Genomic DNA, 18,571 nt, shown 5'->3' with positions numbered 1-18,571 from the left:
ACCGCTGCGAATCGCGCTCGGATGAACCGGCGAACACTCCTGTTCAGTGCCTCGCGAATACGGGAATCCGATAAGTGATGTGATGCACATCATATCCAGGTGAAGCTGCTGGGCGGCCACCGGCGGCAACTGCCGCAATGCGAGAAGTCATGAACCACAATCGGTTTGGACGCTTGGCACAACTCGCATGCAGGGTTATTTAGGAACATTTTCCGCTATAAGTACTGGTCGGCGGCCGCTCGCGGGGGTGCGCCCCGAGCGACGCCGTCCCTCGTCCCCGGATCTGTTGCACGGCAACACCTTCGAACGCCGATCGTCGGCGGGGGCGGGCCTCGGGGTGCCGTATAGGGGTTGCCTCGCACACCCCGGAGCGGCAACGTTGGTATGGAGAAGGCCGAAATAAACAGCTGAACAATGGCTTTCGGCACAATCGAGGAGGATCACGTGCCGCTTCACCCACACGTGCCGCCATTGCGCGAACCGTGGATCGCGGAAAAGCCCGCGGCACTGCGTGAGCTCACGGTCGCACAGGCCCGAACCGCCGAATCGACGGCTGTCCGGGCCGCTCGCGGCCGGCCGGAGCCGGTGCGCAGCGTGACGAACGCCGTGATCGCCGGCCCCGACGATCGCCGGCTGCCGATCCGGGTCTACCGGCCCGACAGCGCGTCCACCGCGTCCCGGCCGGTCCTGGTCTACTACTACGGAGGCGGCTGGACGCTCGGCAACCTCGACAGCGGCGACGCGATCTGCCGCCGGCTGACCAACGCGGCCGACTGCGTGACGGTGCAGGTCGGTTACCGGCTCGCCCCCGAAGCCAAATTCCCCGCCGCCGTGCACGATTGCGCCACGGGCCTGCGCTGGGTGGCGGCCCATGCCGGGGGCTTCGGCGGCGACCCGGATCGCTTGGCCGTCGCGGGCGACAGCGCGGGCGGGAACCTCGCGGCGGCCGTCTGCCTGCTGCTGCGCGAGCAGGGCGGCCCGGCGATCACGACGCAGGTGCTGGTCTACCCGAATACGCACTACGGGCGAAGCGGCGGGTCGATGGCGGACTACGCCGATCCCGTCTTCTTCAATCGGTCCACCGTCGGGTGGTACTGGAACAACTATCTGGCTCGTCCGGCGGACGGGGCGAACCCGCTCGCTTCGCCGCTGCTGGCCGCCGACCATACGGGACTGCCGCCCGCCCTCGTGCTCACGGCCGAATACGACCCGCTGCGCGACGAAGGCGAGGAGTACGCCCGCGTGCTGGCCGCGGCGGGGGTACCGGTCACCGCCCGCCGCTACGACGGCACCATGCACGGCTTCTTCACCGTGGACGCGGACGCGACCCGCCAGGCCGTCGCGCAGGTCTGCGCGCATCTGCGAGACGTGTTCGGCACGGCGTAACCGCTACGATTCGCAGTGCACGTGGGTAACTCGCCGGGTATACCCAGAACCGGCTGCGGACACGACCGCCGGCCGCCGACGCTAGCTGATGCGGCGCTCAGCCCGGCCTGAGTGTCGCGGAGAGGCGGGGGAGTGCTGACACATCCCGCGTACGGGCAGCTACGACAGGTCACCGCGACCGCCGCGGTGCTGCTCGCGGAGAATCCCGGCCAGATGACGCTCGAGGGAACCAACACCTGGCTGCTGCGCGCGCCGGATTCCCCGGAGTACGTTGTCGTCGATCCGGGCCCGAAGGACAAGGCGCACAGCGAGGCGATCGCGCGCTGCACCGGCGGCAATATCGCACTGACTGTCATCACCCACCGGCACCACGACCACACCGGCGGGATCGACCGGCTGGTGAAACTCACCGGGACGCCCGTGCGCGCCGTCGACCGCGAATTCCTGCGCGGCTCGGACACGCCGCTGGCCGACGGCGAGGTGATCGAGGCGGCCGGGCTGCGCGTCGAGGTGCTGGCAACACCGGGGCACACCGGCGATTCGGTGAGTTTCGTGCTCGACGACGCGGTGCTCACCGGCGACACCATCCTCGGCAGCGGCACCACCGTGCTGGATTCCACCGACGGCACCCTCGCCGACTACCTGGCCTCGATGGACCGGCTGCTCGCGGCCGGGGCGGGCAAGGCGCTGCTGCCGGCGCACGGCCCCGACCATCCGGATCTGGAACCGGTGGCGCGGTACTACATCAAGCACCGGCTGGAACGACTCGATCAGGTGCGCGCGGCGCTGCGCGAGCTCGGCCCGGACGCGGGCGCGATGGCGGTGGTCCGCAAGGTCTACGCCGACGTCGACAAGCGGCTCTGGCTCGCGGCCCGCAGCTCGGTGCAGGCCCAGCTGGAATACCTGCGCATCCACGACTGAGCACACCGAAGCCCGCCGGTCCGTCGGAACGGATCGGCGGGCTTCGCGGTATGGAATTCGCTGCCGGGCGTCAGCGCGCGCGGCGCGCCAGCCGCTCGGAGTCGGAGATGAGCACGCTCTTGCCCTCGAGGCGGAGCCAGCCGCGGTGCGCGAAGTCGGCCAGGGCCTTGTTCACGGTCTCGCGAGACGCGCCGACCAGCTGGGCGATCTCCTCCTGGGTCAGGTCGTGGGTGACCCGCAGCGCGCCGGCCTCCTGGGTGCCGAAGCGCTGCGCGAGCTGCAGCAGCGCCTTGGCGACGCGACCGGGCACATCGGTGAAGATGAGGTCGGCCAGGTTGTTGTTGGTGCGGCGCAGGCGCCGGGCGAGCACGCGCAGCAGCTGCTCGGCGATCTCCGGACGCTGATCGATCCACGCCTTGAGCGCGTCCCGGTCCATCGTGACGGCGCGTACCTCGGTCACCGTGGTGGCGGTGGAGGTACGCGGGCCCGGGTCGAAGATCGAGAGCTCGCCGAACATGTCGGACGGGCCCATGATGGTCAGCAGGTTCTCCCGGCCGTCGGGCGACCGGCGGCCGATCTTCACCTTGCCGGACGTGATGATGTACAGCCGATCGCCGGGCTCACCCTCATTGAAGATGACGTGGCCGCGTGGAAAATCCACGGGCTGCAGCTGCTTGGCGAGAGCGGCCACCGCGGTGGGCTCAACGCCTTGGAAGATGCCTGCTCTGGCGAGGGCCTCGTCCACGAATGTGCTCCTTATGGGAAATGGCTCTGTCCTGGACCGATGCGATCGGCCAACAGCGCAGTCTACGCGGCTTTACTGAACGGTAGTGACAGACACCACGTAAAGAGTGCATTGCTGATCGTTTCGAGCGACCCGCAAGCGATCGCTACGGAGGAGCACTGCCCTGCGGTTATTGCGGACGGATAAAGCGTTTAGTAGGACATGCCCGGGCCTCAACTGGCGCGGGCGACGTCCAATTCTTCACTGCGGGTCCGGCGCTTGCGCATCCGGGCCACCGCGGCGGGCAGTCCGAGCTTGGTCAGCTCTGTGACCTCGGCGTTGCTTGCTTTGTCCAGGTACTGCTGAACCTCCGGGTCGGGTTCCAGAAGTTTGCGGAGCCGATTCTCGACCCGCTCCATCACCAGGGCGAACAGCATCAACGCCACTGGGAAGAGCACCACAGCGAGTCCTTGCATACCGGGAAGTAAACACGGTCTAGGTCTCAGATGGAACACGGGAGCAGAACTGACCGGGCACCGTCGCTCGGCGGTTCCGTATGGTGGACGGGTGTGTGTCACCCCCTCCACAGCCGCCGTCAACGGGTCGTCGCCGGATGCCGTGGCGGTCGGCGCGGCGCCCTCCGGGCCGGCCGCGCCGAAGCGGAAAACCCGGTCCCGACAGGCGGAAACTCAGCTCGGGCTGGTCCGCCGGGCGCGCCGGATGAACCGCACCCTGGCCGAGGCGTTCCCCGACGCGCATTGTGAGCTGGATTTCACCACGCCCCTCGAATTGGCGGTGGCGACAATACTTTCCGCGCAATGCACCGACGAGCGGGTGAATCTGACGACGCCGGCCCTGTTCGCGAAGTATCCGGACGCTCGCGCCTATGCCGAGGCGAACCGCGCGGAGCTGGAGGAATACATCCGCCCGACGGGTTTCTTCCGGAACAAGACCAGTTCCCTGATCGGACTCGGCCAGGCCCTGCTGGCCGATCATGATGGTGAGTTACCTCACACTCTCGAAGAATTGGTGAAGTTGCCCGGCATTGGCCGCAAGACCGCCAACGTCATTCTGGGCAACGCGTTCGGGGTTCCGGGCATCACCGTCGACACCCACTTCGGCCGGCTGGTGCGGCGCTGGGGCTGGACCGCCGAGGAAGATCCGGTCAAGGTCGAGCACATCATCGGCGCGCTGATCGAGCGGAAGGACTGGACGATGCTCTCGCACCGGGTGATCTTCCACGGTCGCCGGGTCTGCCATGCCCGTAAGCCCGCCTGCGGCGCCTGCGTGCTGGCCGCCGACTGCCCGTCCTACGGCACGGGCCCGACCGAGCCCGAGGCCGCCGCCAAGCTGGTGAAGGGACCTGAGCGGGAGCATCTGCTCCGGATGGCCGGCCTGTGAGACAGGTTCCGGTCGCGGTGCGCTGGGCGCTGGCGGGCCTGATCACGGTGGTGGCGCTCGCCGTCGCGCTCTGGCCACGCGAGGACGCCGCCACCACCCCCGACCAACGCACGCGCCCGGCCGCCCAGATCTCGGCCGCCGAGCGCGCGGCCGCCGGCCTCGCGGCCTGCCCGCGCCCCGCGCCGGGGGCCGCGGCTACCGGTCCGCTCGCCGGGCTCACCCTGGAATGCCTGGCCGACGGCGAACCGGTCGACCTGGCCGCGGCGCTCGCGGGCAAACCCGCCCTGCTCAATCTCTGGGCCTACTGGTGCGGCCCGTGCAAGCAGGAGCTGCCGGATCTGCAGCAGTACGCGCAGCGGGCCGGCCCCGCGCTGACCGTGCTCACGGTGCACAGTGATCCCGAGGCCGGCGCGGCGCTGGCGCTGCTGCGCGACCTGCGCATCACCCTGCCCGGCGTACTGGACGCGGGCTCGCGGCTGCGCGCCGCCGTCGGCGCCCCGGCGGTGCTGCCGGTCTCGGTGCTGGTCCGGGCCGACGGGTCCGTCGCGAAGGTGGTGGTGCGCCCGTTCACCGGCGTCGAGGACATCGCCGACACCGTCGCGGCGGAGCTCGGAGTGCGGGCATGACGGCGGTGATCGCTGCGGGCTCCGGCACCGGCATGAGATGGTTTACAGCGCAAGGTATCTCGCAGCAACTGCGGCGGATGCGAACATCGGCGACGGAGGTTGGGTTGCGCAGGAGCACCGGAGTCCGCAGATGAACCTCGAGCCGGACAACGCCCCGGCCTGGCTACGGCCCGCGATCGAGACCGCGGACGCCGACGCCACCGACACCCTGTCGCTGGCGCGCGCCATGCGGCGGGCCATGAGCATGGTGAAGGAACCGCGCCAGGCCGCGGTCCTGGTGTTGTTCAGCGGCGCGGCCGAGGCCGGCCCCCGCGCGCTGCCCGAGGACGCCGACGTCCTGCTGACCCAGCGGGCCACCACCCTGCGCCAGCATCGCGGCCAGGTCGCCTTCCCCGGCGGCGCGGTGGACCCGGGCGATCAGGGCCCGATCGACACCGCCCTGCGCGAGGCCTGCGAGGAGACCGGCGTGCGGCGCGAGGACGTGCAGCCGCTGGCCGTGCTGCCGAAGCTGTTCGTACCGCCCTCCCGGTTCGATGTGACGCCGGTGCTCGGCTACTGGCGCAACCCGGCCGAGGTCCGCGTGGTGAACACCGGCGAGACCGAGCGGGTGGTGCGGGTGCCGCTCTCGGAGCTGCTCGACCCGGCCAACCGTTTCATGGTGCGCCGCACGGGGTATCAGAGTCCCGCGTTCGTGGTGGACGGGATGCTGGTGTGGGGCCTGACCGGTGGCATCTTGCACGGCATTTTCAAAAACGCCGGTTGGGAATTGGATTGGGACCAGAATGATGTGCGTGATCTCGAAGAGGAGCTGGCCGCTTTGGGGATGACGTTATGACGTCTTCGGTGTGGCTCGACATCGCCGTCGTGCTGCTCGCGCTGCTCGCCGCCTCCTCGGGCTGGCGGCAGGGCGCGGTCGCCTCCGCGCTGGCATTCCTCGGTGTGGTGCTCGGCGCGGTCGCCGGCATCCTGATCGCGCCGCACATCCTGAAACACGTCGACGAGGGCCGCACCCGCGTGCTGACCGGCGTGCTGCTGATCGTGCTGCTGGTGATCGTCGGCGAGGTCGCGGGCATGGTGCTCGGCCGTGCGGCGCGGGGCGGCATGCGCAATACCGTCACGCGCAGCGTGGACAGCGCCGTCGGCGCGCTGTTGCAGGCGGTGGCCGTGCTGGTCACCGCATGGCTGCTGGCGCTGCCGCTGGCTACCGCCTCCCAACCCGCGATCGCGACCGCCATCAACGGTTCCCGCGTGCTCGCCGAGGTCAACGAGGTCTCGCCGAACTGGCTGCGCAAGGTTCCGAACGAGTTCTCCAAGCTGCTCAATACCTCCGGGCTGCCGGATGTCATCGGGCCCTTCGGCCGCGCGCCGAAAGCGCCGGTCGCCGTGCCGGATCCCAGTGTGCTGGCCAGTCCGGTCGCGGCCGACCTGCAGCCGAGCGTGCTGCGCATCCGCGGTGTCGCGCCGAGCTGCCAGCGGGCGCTGGAGGGTTCGGGTTTCGTGATCGCGCAGGAGCGGGTGATCACCAACGCGCACGTGGTCGCCGGTACGACGAGCGTCGCGGTGGACACGCCGCGCGGTCCACTGGACGCGACGGTCGTGCTGTTCGATCCCTCGCGTGACGTCGCGGTGCTGAAGGTGCCGGGGCTCACGGCCCCGATCGTGGAGCGGGCGACGGAGCCGGCGCAGTCCGGCGCGAGCGCCATCGTGCTCGGCTACCCTGGCGGCGGCCCCTACACCGCCAGCGCCGCCCGTGTCCGGGAGACGCTGGACCTGACCGGTCCGACGATCTACCGCAACGGCACGGTGGAACGCGAGGTCTACACGGTGCGCGGCCTGGTCCGGGCGGGCAATTCCGGCGGGCCGCTGGTGGACACCGAGGGGCGCGTGCTCGGCATCGTCTTCGGCGCCGCCGTCACCGACGACGACATGGGATACGTGCTGACACTCAAGGAGATCGAGCCCGACATCAGCGCCGCCGATGCCGCGAACACCCCGATCAACACCGGAGCCTGCGTCCTGAGCTGATCAGGGCAGGAACTCGGCGAGCTCGGAGGTCACCGCCTCCGGGTTCTCCTGGTGCGCGAAATGCGCGGCGCCGGCGATGCCGATGTGCCGGGCGTGCGGAGCCCACCGGTGCCCGCGCTGGTCGGTGCGGGCGAGCACGTAGTCGTCCAGTTCGCCGCGCAGCGCCAGCACCGGCACCTCGATCGGCACCCGCATGGTCGCCATGAAACGGCGGCCGTCCGGGCGCCACTGGCTGCGGAAGGCCCAGCGCTGGTATTCCAGCGCGCAGTGCGCCGCGCCCGGAATCTGGATGGCCGAGCGCATCCGCCGCGCGGTATCGATGAATTCGGTCGTCCCCGACCAGTTTCCGCCCACCCGCTGCCGCAGCAGCCGCTCCACCTCGAAGCCGTCGGCGCTGGTCAGCAGGTGCTCGGGATAGCGGGGGAGCTGGTAGCGCAGAAAGTTCGGCAGCCAGGCCCGCCGCTGCGCGCCGTCGGTGAGCACCGCGCTCTTCAGCGCCGCCGGATGCGGCGAGCCGACCACGGCGATGGAGCGCACCAGCCGGGGATGCAGCACGGCGGTGGTCCAGCAGACCAGGCCGCCGTCGGCGTGCCCGACCAGGGTGGCGTCGGTGTGGCCGAGCGCGCGGATGAGGCCGGCGATGTCGCCGGCCAGGGTCCAGCCGTCGTAGCCGCGCGGCGGTTTGTCGGTGTCGCCGTAGCCGCGCAGGTCCACCGCGGCGACGCGGTAGCCGAGCGCGGCGAGCCCGGTCAGCTGATGCCGCCAGGACCACCAGAAATCGGCGAAGCCGTGCAGCAGCAGCACCAGCGGCGCGTCCGCGCGCTCCTCGGTGGCGGCGGCTTCGACGATGTGGAAGCGAATGCCGTTGGCATGCACGTCCCGATGCGTCCACGGCCCGCCGTAGCGGACGCTGGACGGGTCCGGAAAGTTGTTCGACGACACGCCGAGGAAGCCTAGTGGGCGAAAAGGCGTGCTGTGCGCGGAGACCCGGCTACTTGTCGAGGGAGAGGCGCGAATCGTGCGCGCTCGCGCCGAATCCGCTGGGCAGGACCGTCTTGGCCTGCTTGAGCGAGTCGATGGTCTTCTCCGGCGCCCGCAGTTTCTTCACCCGCAACCAGCCGAGCAGCGCCAGCACCGCCGTGGTCGCGACCATCAGCAGGAACACGATCAGGAACGCCGCCCAGCGCGCCAGCCACACGTCCAGCAGTTCGCCCAGGAAGAAGAAAAAGAAGAAGCTGCTGAACAGCAGGACCGTCAGCGCGAGGATGAAGTAGACGCTGCCCTGCAGGCCCTTCTTGACCTCGCCGGTGACCTCGGCCTTGGCCAGGGCGACTTCCGCGCGCACCAGCGTCGACATCTGCTCGGTGGCGTCGCGGACCAGGGTGCCGAAGCTCGCCGATCCGGGCGGATTGGCGTCGGTCAGGGGAATTGCGGTCAAGGAGCGGTCGCGCGCGCCGTCGTTCCCGTTGCCCTGTGCGAAACTCACTTCGTCGACCCTTCTTCGATGTCCCGGCCAAGCCTGGGGTGTGTGCTTTCTGCGTCGCGCCGCGCCTGGTGGACACGCCCACGTCGCAACAGTAGCGCCGAACCGGCAAGCGATGCCGCCATTGAGGTGACCAACACGGCGGCCTTCGCCAATTCGACCGAGCTGCCCTCCAGCGCGAGCTCTGCCACAAGCAGGCTAACGGTGAACCCGATCGCGCCCAGCACCGACAGGGCGAACATGTCGCGGTACTCCAGATCTTGCGGGCGTTTCGCGACGCCGAACCGGATTGCGAGCCAGCTGATCCCGAAGATGCCGAGGGTTTTCCCGAGCAGCAGGCCGAGGATGATCGCCAGCGCCAGCCGGTCGGTGAACAGCTCGCCGAACACCTTGCCGTCCAGCGGAACCCCGGAGGCGAACAGCGCGAACAGCGGCACGCACAGGCCCGCGGAGATCGGCTGGATCAGATGTTCGAGCCGGGCGGCGGGCGCTTCGTCCTCGCCGGGATCGGGCCGCACGCGGGTGAGCAGGCCCAGCGCGACGCCGGCCAGCGTGGGGTGGATGCCGGCCTCGTGCAGGGCATACCAGCAGAGCAGCGCGAGCGGCACGTAGAGCAGCGGGGTGCGCAGCCGCCGGCGCTGCGCCAGCCACCAGGCGGCGCAGGCGGCCAGCGCCCCGAGCAGCCACAGGAACGAGACCGTGGTGGTGAAGAGCACCGCGATCAGGATGATCGCCAGCAGATCGTCGACGACGGCGAGGCTGAGCAGGAAGACCCGCGCGCTGGTCGGCACCCGCGAGCCGGTCATGGCCAGCACGGCCAGGGCGAAGGCGATGTCGGTGGCCACCGGGATGGCCCAGCCGCGGTCCATGCCGGGGACGCCGAAGCCGACGGCCAGGGCGATCAGCGCGGGCGTGACCACCCCGCCGACCGCGGCGATGATCGGCAGCGCGGCGCGTTTCCGGTCGGCCAGCTCGCCCACCACGAGTTCGCGTTTGACCTCCAGGCCCGCGACGAAGAAGAAGATCGCGAGCAGGCCGTCCTTGGTCCAGTCGGCGACGGTGAGTTCCAGGTGCAGCGGCTTGATCGGCAGCACCGTCTCGGCGATCGTCGTGTAGCTCGCGCCCCACGGCGAGTTGACCCAGAGCAAAGCGACGGCGGCGGCGATGAGAAGGATTGCGCCACCTACGGTCTCGGTCCGTAGATACCGGGTGAGCTCGGAGCGCACTTGGTTGATCACGAGGAACCTTCCGGCAGGGTGGTCTGGGCCGCGAACCCGCATCCCCGCCCGTCTCGGCTGGGGATACCCGCCCGCACGCCGACCAGACTTCCCGGCACACCTTACGCAATCCTAACGGATCCGCCGGTTCCCGCTGACGGCCGCCGGCCCCTTGCGTCGCCTGCGGATCCGCCCGCGCTGCGTACCTGCCGAGGGTGCAACGCGCGGCAAAGACGAGCCCCGCGCACCGGATGGTGGGCGGGGCTCGGCGCTTTCGCGCGGCGATCAGGCGCGGCTGGCCCGGATCGCCTCGAAGACGTTCGGGTCGACCAGAGTGGAGGTGTCGCCCAGTTCGCGCCCCTCGGCCACGTCGCGCAGCAGCCGGCGCATGATCTTCCCGCTGCGGGTCTTGGGCAGCTCCGGCACGACGTGGATCTCCCGGGGCCGGGCGATCGGACTGATCTCGCGCGACACCTCGGCCTTCAGGTCGTCGATCAGCGCCTCGCCCGTGTTCTGCGCCTCGGCGGTGAGGATCACGAACGCCACGATGCCCTGGCCCGTGGTGTCGTCGCTCGCGCCGACGACGGCGGCCTCGGCGACCCCGGAGTGCCCGACGAGCGCGGACTCGACCTCGGCGGTGGAGATCCGGTGTCCGGAGACGTTCATGACGTCGTCGACGCGGCCGAGCACCCACAGGTCCCCGTCGGCGTCGAGCTTCGCGCCGTCGCCGGCGAAGTACCAGCCCTGCCGGGCGTACCGCTCCCAGTAGGTGGCGCGGTAGCGGTCCATGTCGCCCCAGATGCCGCGCAGCATGGACGGCCACGGCTGGTCCAGCACGAGGTAACCGTTGGCCTCGGTCTCCCCGAGTTGCACGGCCTTGCCCTCTTCGTCGACGACCTTCGCGCTGATGCCCGGCAGCGGCGTCATGGCCGCGCCGGGCTTGGCGGCGGTGACGCCCGGCAGCGGGGAGATCATGATGGCCCCGGTCTCGGTCTGCCACCAGGTGTCCACGATCGGAGTCCGGTTGCCGCCGATCACTTCCCGGTACCAGCGCCAGGCTTCGGGGTTGATCGGTTCGCCGACCGAGCCGAGCAGGCGCAGCGAGGACAGGTCGTGGGCGGCCGGGATCTCGCGGCCCCACTTCATGAACGTGCGCACCAGCGTCGGCGCGGTGTAATACAGGGACACCTTGAACTTCTCGACGATGTTCCAGTGCCGGTGCTCGTCCGGGAAATTGGGCGTGCCCTCGTAGACCACCTGGGTGGCCCGGTTCGACAGCGGCCCGTAGACGATATAGGTGTGCCCGGTGACCCATCCGATGTCGGCGGTGCACCAGTACACGTCGTGCCCGGCCTTGTGGTCGAAGACGTTGTGGTGGGTGTAGGACGCCTGGGTGAGGTATCCGCCGGTGGTGTGCAGGATGCCCTTGGGTTTCCCGGTGGTGCCGGAGGTGTAGAGGATGAACAGCGGGTGCTCGGCGTCGAAGGGCTGCGCCTCGTGTTCGGGCGAGGCCTGCGCGACGGTCTCGTGCCACCACAGGTCCCGGCCGTCGGTCCAGGGCACCTCGATCTCGGTGCGCCGCACCACGAGGACGTGCTCGACGCTGTGCGGGACATCGCCGTTCGCGAACAGCGCCTCGTCGACGGCCTCCTTGAGCGGGGCCGCTTTGCCGCGCCGCCACTGCCCATCGGTGGTGATGATCAGCCGGGCCTCGGCATCGTCGACGCGCTGACGCAGCGCGGTAGGGGAGAAGCCCGCGAAGACCACCGAGTGCGTCAGGCCCAGCCGCGCACAGGCGAGCATGGCGATGATGGCTTCGGGGACCATCGGCATATAGATGGCGACCCGGTCGCCGGCTTCCAGCCCCAGCTCGGTCAGATAGTTCGCGGCCCGCGACACCTCCGCGAGCAGATCGTTGTAGGTGAGGTCGCGGGAGTCGCCCGGTTCGCCTTCCCAGTGGATGGCGACCTGGCCGCCGTGCCCGGCGAGCACGTGCCGGTCCACGCAGTTGTAGGCGACGTTCAGGCGTCCGTCGACGAACCATTTCGCCACCGGCGCGTCCGACCAGTCCAGCACCTGCGACCACCGCTGGTGCCAGTGCAGTCGATCGGCCTGCGCGGCCCAGAACTTGTCGCGGTCGGCCTCGGCCTGGGCGTAGAGGGCGGCGTCCGCGTTGGCGGCGGCGGCGAACTCCGGCGTCGGCGGGTACGAATCCTGGTGATCGGCAGTGGTTTCGGTCATCTCTTCTCTTCTCTCCACGTAACCTGAGCGCACGATTCGATGCGGCCAGGTCCGACAGTAGCCAACCGGGCCGGAAGCCGCGCCGAGTGTGTCCACCAGGTTTCGAACGATCACACCCAGGGAAACTCGGGTGTGAGGTGAGCCGACCCGCCGTACCTTGGAAAGCCTCGGGTGGAGGCATAGTTTCGGTGGATGGGCCGTATCCGCGCGAACTTTTCTGTGTAACAGCCAATCCGCCGTATATGTAAATTGTGGAACGAACCTTGCTCGATCTCAGGACAGGACTGTCCAGGATGGTTAACCTCCGATGCATCCTGGGTGGATCGGCCGGGACGCGACGGTGCTGGACCGCGCGTGTCCACCGGTCCCCTCGCACCGAGATCGGGAGTTGCGTTGAGATTCAACAGAGCAATCGCGCTGACCGCGGCAGCACTGGTGGCCACAAGCCTCGGGCTGACCGCTTGTTCCTCGTCGGACGACAGTGCCGACGCCGGCATCGTCAAAGTGAACGGCGGGGAGCCCCAGAACCCCTTGGTGCCTTCCAATACCAACGAGAACATGGGCGGTCGCGTCGTCGACCGCCTCTACGCCGGGCTGAAGTACTACGACGCTGACGGCAAGGCGCGCAACGAAGTCGCCGATAAGATCGAGACCAGCGATCGCAAGAACTACAAGATCACCATCAAGGACTGGAAGTTCACCGACGGCACCACGGTCAAGGCCAAGAACTTCGTCGACGCCTGGAACTACGGCGCCCTCGGCACCAACGCCCAGCTGCAGAGCTACGTGTACAGCTCGATCGCCGGCTTCGACGAGGTGTCCGCCGATCCGCCGAAGGCCCAGACCATGAAGGGCCTCAAGGTCGTCGACGACAAGACCTTCACCGTCGAATTGACCCAGCCTTCCATCGATTTCGAGCTGAGCCTGGGCTACGCGCCCTACTACCCGCTGCCCGACGTCGCGTTCAAGGACATGAAGGCCTTCGGTGAGGCCCCGGTCGGCAACGGCCCGTACAAGTTCAAGACGTGGGAACACAACGTCAAGATCGATCTCGACGTGAACCCGGACTACCAGGGTGGACGCCCGGCCAAGAACAAGGGCCTGCAGTTCGTGCACTACCAGTCCTTCGACACCGCCTACGCCGACCTGCAGGCGGGCAACCTGGACGCGCTCGACACCATCCCGTCCAGCGCGCTGGCGACCTACAAGAGCGACCTCGGCGATCGCGCGATCACCAAGCCGACCGCGCAGAACCAGCACATCGGCATCCAGACCAACGTCCCGCACTTCGGCGGCGAAGAAGGCGTGCTGCGGCGCAAGGCGCTGTCGATGGCCATCAACCGCGAGCAGATCATCGACAAGATCCTGCACGGCACCCGCAAGCCCGCCCTGGACTTCACCGCGAGCACCCTGCCCGGCTTCAACGGCAACCTGCCCGGCGTGGAGAACCTGAAGTACAACCCGGACGAGGCCAAGAAGGTGTGGGCCCAGGCCGACGCCATCGCCCCGTGGTCGGGCAAGTACGAGTTCTCCTACAACTCCGACGGCGGCCACCAGGAATGGGCCGAGGCCGTCACCAACAGCATCAAGAACACCCTCGGCATCGATGCGGTCGCGACCCCGTTCCCGACCTTCAAGCAGATCCGTGACCTGGTGAACGCCAAGACCATCAACAAGGCGTTCCGCTACGGCTGGCAGGGCGACTACCCGACCATGCTGCAGTTCCTCACTTCGCAGTACTTCAGCTTCTCCGACACCAACAACGTCGACTACAACAACCCGGAGTTCGACAAGCTGCTCAACGCCGCCCTCGCCGCCTCCAGCGAAGAGGAGTCCTACAAGCTGGTCGGCCAGGCGCAGGCCCTGCTGATCAAGGACATGGCCGACATTCCGCTGTGGGATTACATTGCCGCCGCGGGCATCTCGGACAAGGTGAAGACCGGCAACCTGGCCTGGTCGGGTCTGTTCGACTTCGAGAACATCGAACTGAAGTAACCGTCGCGCTGGAGCCGCACCGCCGATCCCGGGGGTGCGGCTCTCAGCCTTTCCGGAGGAAATACAGCTATGGCTTGGTATATCCTGCGGCGTCTGCTCCAGATGATCCCCGTGTTCCTCGGGGCGACGTTGCTTGTCTACGCGATGGTGTTCTTGATCCCGGGCGACCCGATCAAGGCACTGGCCGGTGAGAAACCACTGACACCCGCGGTCGAAGCCACGCTTCGAGCCCGCTACAACCTCGACAAGCCCTTCCTGATGCAGTACCTGTACTACCTCAAGGGCATCCTGACCTTCGATTTCGGGACGGCGTTCTCGGGCCGCCCGGTGAAAGCCGAACTCGCCCGGGCATTCCCGATCACCATCAAACTGGCGCTGATGGCCGTGGCTATCGAGGGCATCTTCGGCGTCATCTTCGGCCTGGTCTCGGGCCTGCGCAAAGGCAAACTGTTCGACTCGACCATGCTCGTCGTCAGCCTGGTGATCATCGCGGTGCCGGTGTTCGTGGTCGGCTTCCTCGCCCAGTTCTTCCTGGGCGTGAAATGGGGCATCGCCCCGGTGACCGTGACCGGCAAGGCCAGTTACGGCGAACTGCTCGTCCCGGCGTTCGTGCTCGGGTCGCTGTCGTTCGCCTACGTGCTGCGCCTGACCCGGAACTCGGTGGCGGAGAACATGACCGCCGACTACGTGCGCACCGCGACCGCCAAGGGCCTGAGCCGACCCCGCGTGATCACCGTGCACATCCTGCGCAATTCGATGATCCCGGTGGTCACCTTCCTGGGCGCCGACCTCGGCGCGCTGATGGGCGGCGCGATCGTCACCGAGGGCATCTTCAACATCCCCGGCGTCGGCGGCACGCTCTACCAGGCGGTGGTGCGTGGTGAACCGCCCACGGTGGTCTCGTTCGTCACGGTGCTCATCGTGATCTTCCTGCTGTCGAATCTGCTGATCGACCTGCTCTATGCCGCACTCGACCCGAGGATCCGCTATGCCTGACCTCGAGAAGAAGCCCCCGGCCGACGCCCGGCCCGGGCAGGAGTACTACGTCGCACCGCCGGACGAGGTGGAGGTGCTCGCCACCGACAAGGTCGTCGAGGGCGGCGCTCCGACCAGCATCTGGACCGACGCGTGGCGCCAGTTGCGGCGCAACCCGATCTTCGTGATCGCCACGCTGATGATCCTGTTCGTGCTGGTGCTGGTGTTCTTTCCGTCGCTGTTCACCGATCAGGACCCGCAGTACTGCGACGGCGCCAACTCCATGGCCCCGCGCAGTTCCGGGCATCCGTTCGGCTTCGACAAGCAGGGCTGCGACATCTACGCCCGGACCATCTACGGCGCCCGCGCGTCCGTGGAAGCGGGCGTCGGTTCGGCGTTCCTGTTCCTGATGGTCGGCGGAACGCTCGGCGCGCTGGCCGGGTTCTACGGCGGCCTGCTGGATTCGATCGTGTCCCGGGTGGCCGAGATCTTCTACGCCATCCCGCTGATGCTGGCCGCGATCGTGGTCATGCAGCTGCTGGAACAGCGCACCATCTGGACGGTGATCTTCATCCTGGCCCTGTTCACCTGGCCGCAGGCGGCGCGCATCGCCCGCAGCGCGGTGATCGAGGCCCGCAACAGCGAATACGTCACGGCGGCGAAAGCGCTGGGCGTCTCCAGGTTCCGGACCCTGCTGCGGCACGTGATCCCCAACGCGGCCGGCCCGGTGATCGTGGTGACCACGATCTGGCTCGGCGTCTTCATCGTCACCGAGGCGACGCTGTCGTTCCTCGGCGTCGGCCTGCCGCGCACCGTGGTGTCCTGGGGTTCGGATATCGCGCAGGCCCGGATCGAGATCCGCACCTCGCCGATCCTGTTCTATCCCGCGACCGCGCTCGCGCTGACCGTGCTGAGTTTCATCATGCTCGGTGACGCGGTGCGCGACGCGCTCGATCCGAAAGCCAGGAAGAGGTGACCGCGGCGATGCAGCCACTGCTCGACATCAAGGACCTCAACGTCTGCTTCACCTCCGAGGGCAAGAAGATCCCGGCCGTGCGCGGGGTGAGCCTGGCGGTGTATCCGGGCCAGACGGTGGCGATCGTCGGCGAATCCGGGTCCGGCAAGTCGACGACCGCGCACGCGATCATCGATCTGCTGCCCGGCAGCGGCGAGGTCACCTCCGGGTCGATCATGTTCGACGGCAAGGATCTGACCGCCGCGTCGTCGAAGGACATCGTGGCCGTGCGCGGTAAGGGCATCGGCCTGGTGCCGCAGGATCCCATGTCCAATCTGAACCCGGTCTGGAAGATCGGCTTCCAGATCAAGGAGACGTTGGAGGCCAACGGGATCGCCAAGGGCAAGGAGGCCACCGAGCGGGCGGCCGAACTGCTCGAGGAAGCGGGAATGTCGGACGCCGCCCGGCGGATGAACCAGTACCCGCACGAGTTCTCCGGCGGCATGCGCCAGCGCGCGCTGATCGCCATCGGCCTGTCCTGCCGCCCGAAACTGCTGATCGCCGACGAGCCCACCTCGGCGCTGGACGTCACCGTCCAGCGCCAGATCCTGGACCACCTCGACGGGCTGACCAGCGAACTCGGCACCGCGGTGCTGCTGATCACGCACGACCTCGGGCTTGCCGCCGAACGCGCCGAGCACCTGGTGGTGATGTACCGCGGCCGGGTGGTGGAATCCGGTCCGGCACTGCAGATCCTGCGCAATCCGCAGCATCTGTACACCAAGAAGCTGGTGAACTCGGCGCCCTCGCTGGCCTCGCAGCGGCTCTCGGCGGTGCGCAAGCGCGCCGAGATCCGCGAGCAAGCCGTGGAGGTCGCCGAACAGGTCGCCGAGCAGGTGCTCGCCGAGGACGCGGCGGTCAGCACCGTCCCCGACGACGTGGTGATCGCGGAGAATCTCACCAAGGCGTTCAAGATCCGGGGCAGCACGCCGTGGAAGTCGACGGATTTCATCGCCGTCGACAACGTGTCGTTCCGCCTCAAGCGCGGCACCACCACCGCGATCGTGGGCGAATCCGGGTCCGGCAAGTCCACCGTCACGCAGATGGTGCTGGGCCTGCTGGAGCCCACCTCGGGCACGGTGACCTTCGACGGCCGCGAGGTCGGCAAGCTGAATGCCAAGGAGGCGTTCGCTTTCCGGCGCCGGGTGCAGCCGATCTTCCAGGACCCCTACGGCTCCCTGGATCCGATGTACTCGATCTACCGGACGATCGAGGAGCCGCTGCGCACGCACAAGATCGGCGACGCGAAACAGCGCGAGGCCACCGTGCGGGATCTGCTGGACAAGGTGTCGCTGCCGTCCTCGGTGATGCGGCGCTATCCGAACGAGCTGTCCGGCGGCCAGCGGCAGCGCGTCGCCATCGCGCGGGCGCTGGCGCTCAGTCCGGAGGTGGTGGTCTGTGACGAGGCGGTGTCGGCGCTGGACGTGCTGGTGCAGGCGCAGATCCTGAACCTGCTCAACGATCTGCAAGCCGAACTCGGTCTGTCCTATCTGTTCGTTACCCACGATCTGGCGGTGGTCCGCCAGATCGCCGACGACGTGCTGGTCATGCAGAAGGGGGCGGTGGTCGAATCCGCCTCCACCACCGAGGTATTCGACAATCCGCAGACCGAGTACACCCGCAAGCTCCTGGACGCGATTCCGGGCCGGGAGCTGCTCAGCACCTGAGCGCTGGGGACGGGCGCTCAGCGCCCGTCCCTACCTCGTGTGGGCCAGAATCTCCGGGACCACGGCGTCCCAGGTGTGCCGCGGGAACACCTCGTGCCCGGTGCCGGGCAGCGCGCGGAACTCGGCGCCGGGAATCTCCCGCGCCAGGATGCGGCCGTGCTCCGGCGGGAACAGCGGATCCTCCGCACCGTGGAACACCAGCGCCGGAACGGCGATCTCGCGCAGGCGCTCGCGCCACGGTGCGCCCGCGTCCAGCAGGTACGGATTGGTGAGCTGGGCGGCGATATCCGAGGCTCGATCCACCACCCGCGCGGCCGATTCACGGTGCGCCGCAAGGTCGAAGGGGACGGAGGCGGCGGCGAACGGCCGCAGCGATTCGGCCAGGTAATCGATGACCGCGGCGCGATCGGCCCAGTCCGGGCTCGCCGCAGCGCCCTCGAAGAACGCCGCCAAGTCGTCCGTCATCGGCGGCAGTTCGGGGTAGTCGTGACCGGGTCCGCCGGGTGTTCCGGAAGCGATGGTGAGCGAGGCGACCAGGGCCGGATGGTCCAGCGCCACGAGCTGCGCCACCGCGGAGCCCTGGGACATGCCCACCAGGTGCGCCCGGTCCAGGCCGAGCGCTGGCACCAGCGCGGCGGCGTCGGCGACCAGATCGCGCAGGCCGTAGGGGGGAGCGCCCACCGGGAAAGTGGTGGACCGCCCGGCGTCGCGGCTGTCGAAGCGCACCACGTACCGGCCGCCCGCGGCCAGGCGCTCGGCGAACGCGCTGTCCCAGGCCAGCATCGATTCACCCGCGCCGTGCAGCAGCAGGATCGCGGCATCCGCCGGATCGCCGAAAGTCTCGACGCACAGGTCGATTCCGTTGACGCTGATCGTTCGTTCGGTGGCGCCCATC

Annotated in this window: 17 protein-coding genes; 10 read left to right on the top strand and 7 right to left on the bottom strand. The window is 68.6% G+C overall.

The window, feature by feature from the left end; genetic code table 11:
* Positions 1–444 precede the first annotated feature (444 nt).
* Together AB0I43_RS04485 and AB0I43_RS04480 are read left to right on the top strand one after the other, a co-directional pair.
* A complete protein-coding gene (locus AB0I43_RS04485; RefSeq protein ID WP_356974590.1) occupies positions 445–1,386 on the top strand; it encodes an alpha/beta hydrolase in 942 nt (313 codons plus the stop codon).
* 132 nt (positions 1,387–1,518) lie between these two features.
* Complete coding sequence (locus tag AB0I43_RS04480) at positions 1,519–2,307, top strand: MBL fold metallo-hydrolase (RefSeq protein ID WP_356974591.1); 789 nt, start codon at positions 1,519–1,521, stop codon at positions 2,305–2,307.
* 70 nt (positions 2,308–2,377) lie between these two features.
* Here the strand turns inward: AB0I43_RS04480 and AB0I43_RS04475 are convergent, their stop codons facing one another.
* Together AB0I43_RS04475 and AB0I43_RS04470 are read right to left on the bottom strand one after the other, a co-directional pair.
* Positions 2,378–3,052, bottom strand: a complete 675-nt coding sequence (locus AB0I43_RS04475) for a Crp/Fnr family transcriptional regulator (protein WP_019044571.1) — start codon at positions 3,050–3,052, stop codon at positions 2,378–2,380.
* Between the two features lie 212 nt (positions 3,053–3,264).
* The gene (locus AB0I43_RS04470; RefSeq protein WP_356974592.1) at positions 3,265–3,492 is read right to left on the bottom strand and encodes a hypothetical protein; all 228 of its coding nucleotides are present in this window, start codon (positions 3,490–3,492) and stop codon (positions 3,265–3,267) included.
* A 157-nt stretch (positions 3,493–3,649) separates the two neighbouring features.
* Here AB0I43_RS04470 and nth point away from each other — a divergent pair, with 157 nt between their 5' ends.
* The 4 genes from nth to AB0I43_RS04450 all read left to right on the top strand — a co-directional run bounded on the left by nth (position 3,650) and on the right by AB0I43_RS04450 (position 7,083).
* The gene (gene nth, locus AB0I43_RS04465) at positions 3,650–4,432 is read left to right on the top strand and encodes an endonuclease III (RefSeq protein ID WP_356975240.1); all 783 of its coding nucleotides are present in this window, start codon (positions 3,650–3,652) and stop codon (positions 4,430–4,432) included.
* Complete coding sequence (locus AB0I43_RS04460; RefSeq protein ID WP_356974593.1) at positions 4,429–5,058, top strand: TlpA disulfide reductase family protein; 630 nt, start codon at positions 4,429–4,431, stop codon at positions 5,056–5,058. The genes nth and AB0I43_RS04460 overlap by 4 nt, the downstream gene beginning before the upstream one ends.
* Before the next feature lie 130 nt (positions 5,059–5,188).
* A complete protein-coding gene (locus AB0I43_RS04455) occupies positions 5,189–5,893 on the top strand; it encodes a CoA pyrophosphatase (RefSeq protein WP_356974594.1) in 705 nt (234 codons plus the stop codon).
* Positions 5,890–7,083 (top strand): MarP family serine protease, encoded by a 1,194-nt coding sequence (locus AB0I43_RS04450; protein WP_356974595.1) that lies wholly within the window; start codon positions 5,890–5,892, stop codon positions 7,081–7,083. Before AB0I43_RS04455 ends, AB0I43_RS04450 begins: the two co-directional genes overlap by 4 nt.
* On the opposite strand, the gene AB0I43_RS04445 is transcribed toward AB0I43_RS04450, so the two are convergent.
* From AB0I43_RS04445 to acs, 4 genes are all read right to left on the bottom strand, one after another.
* Positions 7,084–8,025: an alpha/beta hydrolase gene (locus AB0I43_RS04445; protein WP_356974596.1), complete on the bottom strand. Its 942-nt coding sequence runs from the start codon at positions 8,023–8,025 to the stop codon at positions 7,084–7,086. It abuts the gene before it with no gap.
* Between the two features lie 49 nt (positions 8,026–8,074).
* On the bottom strand, positions 8,075–8,569 hold the full coding sequence (locus AB0I43_RS04440; RefSeq protein WP_356974597.1) for a phage holin family protein: 495 nt from the start codon (positions 8,567–8,569) through the stop codon (positions 8,075–8,077).
* Positions 8,566–9,804 carry a Na+/H+ antiporter NhaA gene (gene nhaA, locus AB0I43_RS04435; RefSeq protein WP_356974598.1) on the bottom strand — a complete coding sequence of 413 codons (1,239 nt, stop codon included), beginning with the start codon at positions 9,802–9,804 and terminating at the stop codon, positions 8,566–8,568. Before nhaA ends, AB0I43_RS04440 begins: the two co-directional genes overlap by 4 nt.
* Before the next feature lie 264 nt (positions 9,805–10,068).
* A complete protein-coding gene (gene acs, locus AB0I43_RS04430) occupies positions 10,069–12,024 on the bottom strand; it encodes an acetate--CoA ligase (protein ID WP_356974599.1) in 1,956 nt (651 codons plus the stop codon).
* Between the two features lie 534 nt (positions 12,025–12,558).
* On the opposite strand from acs, the gene AB0I43_RS04425 reads away from it, so the two are divergent.
* From AB0I43_RS04425 to AB0I43_RS04410, 4 genes are all read left to right on the top strand, one after another.
* The gene (locus AB0I43_RS04425; RefSeq protein ID WP_356974600.1) at positions 12,559–14,019 is read left to right on the top strand and encodes an ABC transporter substrate-binding protein; all 1,461 of its coding nucleotides are present in this window, start codon (positions 12,559–12,561) and stop codon (positions 14,017–14,019) included.
* A 69-nt stretch (positions 14,020–14,088) separates the two neighbouring features.
* Positions 14,089–15,015: an ABC transporter permease gene (locus tag AB0I43_RS04420; protein ID WP_356974601.1), complete on the top strand. Its 927-nt coding sequence runs from the start codon at positions 14,089–14,091 to the stop codon at positions 15,013–15,015.
* Entirely contained in the window at positions 15,008–15,970 is a 963-nt protein-coding gene (locus AB0I43_RS04415; RefSeq protein ID WP_356974602.1) for an ABC transporter permease, read from the top strand. Before AB0I43_RS04420 ends, AB0I43_RS04415 begins: the two co-directional genes overlap by 8 nt.
* Positions 15,971–15,978: 8 nt before the next feature.
* Positions 15,979–17,676: an ABC transporter ATP-binding protein gene (locus tag AB0I43_RS04410; RefSeq protein WP_356974603.1), complete on the top strand. Its 1,698-nt coding sequence runs from the start codon at positions 15,979–15,981 to the stop codon at positions 17,674–17,676.
* A 30-nt stretch (positions 17,677–17,706) separates the two neighbouring features.
* Here AB0I43_RS04410 and AB0I43_RS04405 read toward each other — a convergent pair whose 3' ends face one another.
* Positions 17,707–18,570, bottom strand: a complete 864-nt coding sequence (locus AB0I43_RS04405; RefSeq protein ID WP_356974604.1) for an alpha/beta hydrolase — start codon at positions 18,568–18,570, stop codon at positions 17,707–17,709.
* Between the last annotated feature and the right edge of the window lies 1 nt (position 18,571).

It is taken from the genome of Nocardia sp. NPDC050435 (assembly GCF_040655395.1).
Lineage (GTDB): Bacteria > Actinomycetota > Actinomycetes > Mycobacteriales > Mycobacteriaceae > Nocardia.
This window is presented reverse-complemented; position numbering and strand designations above follow the sequence as displayed.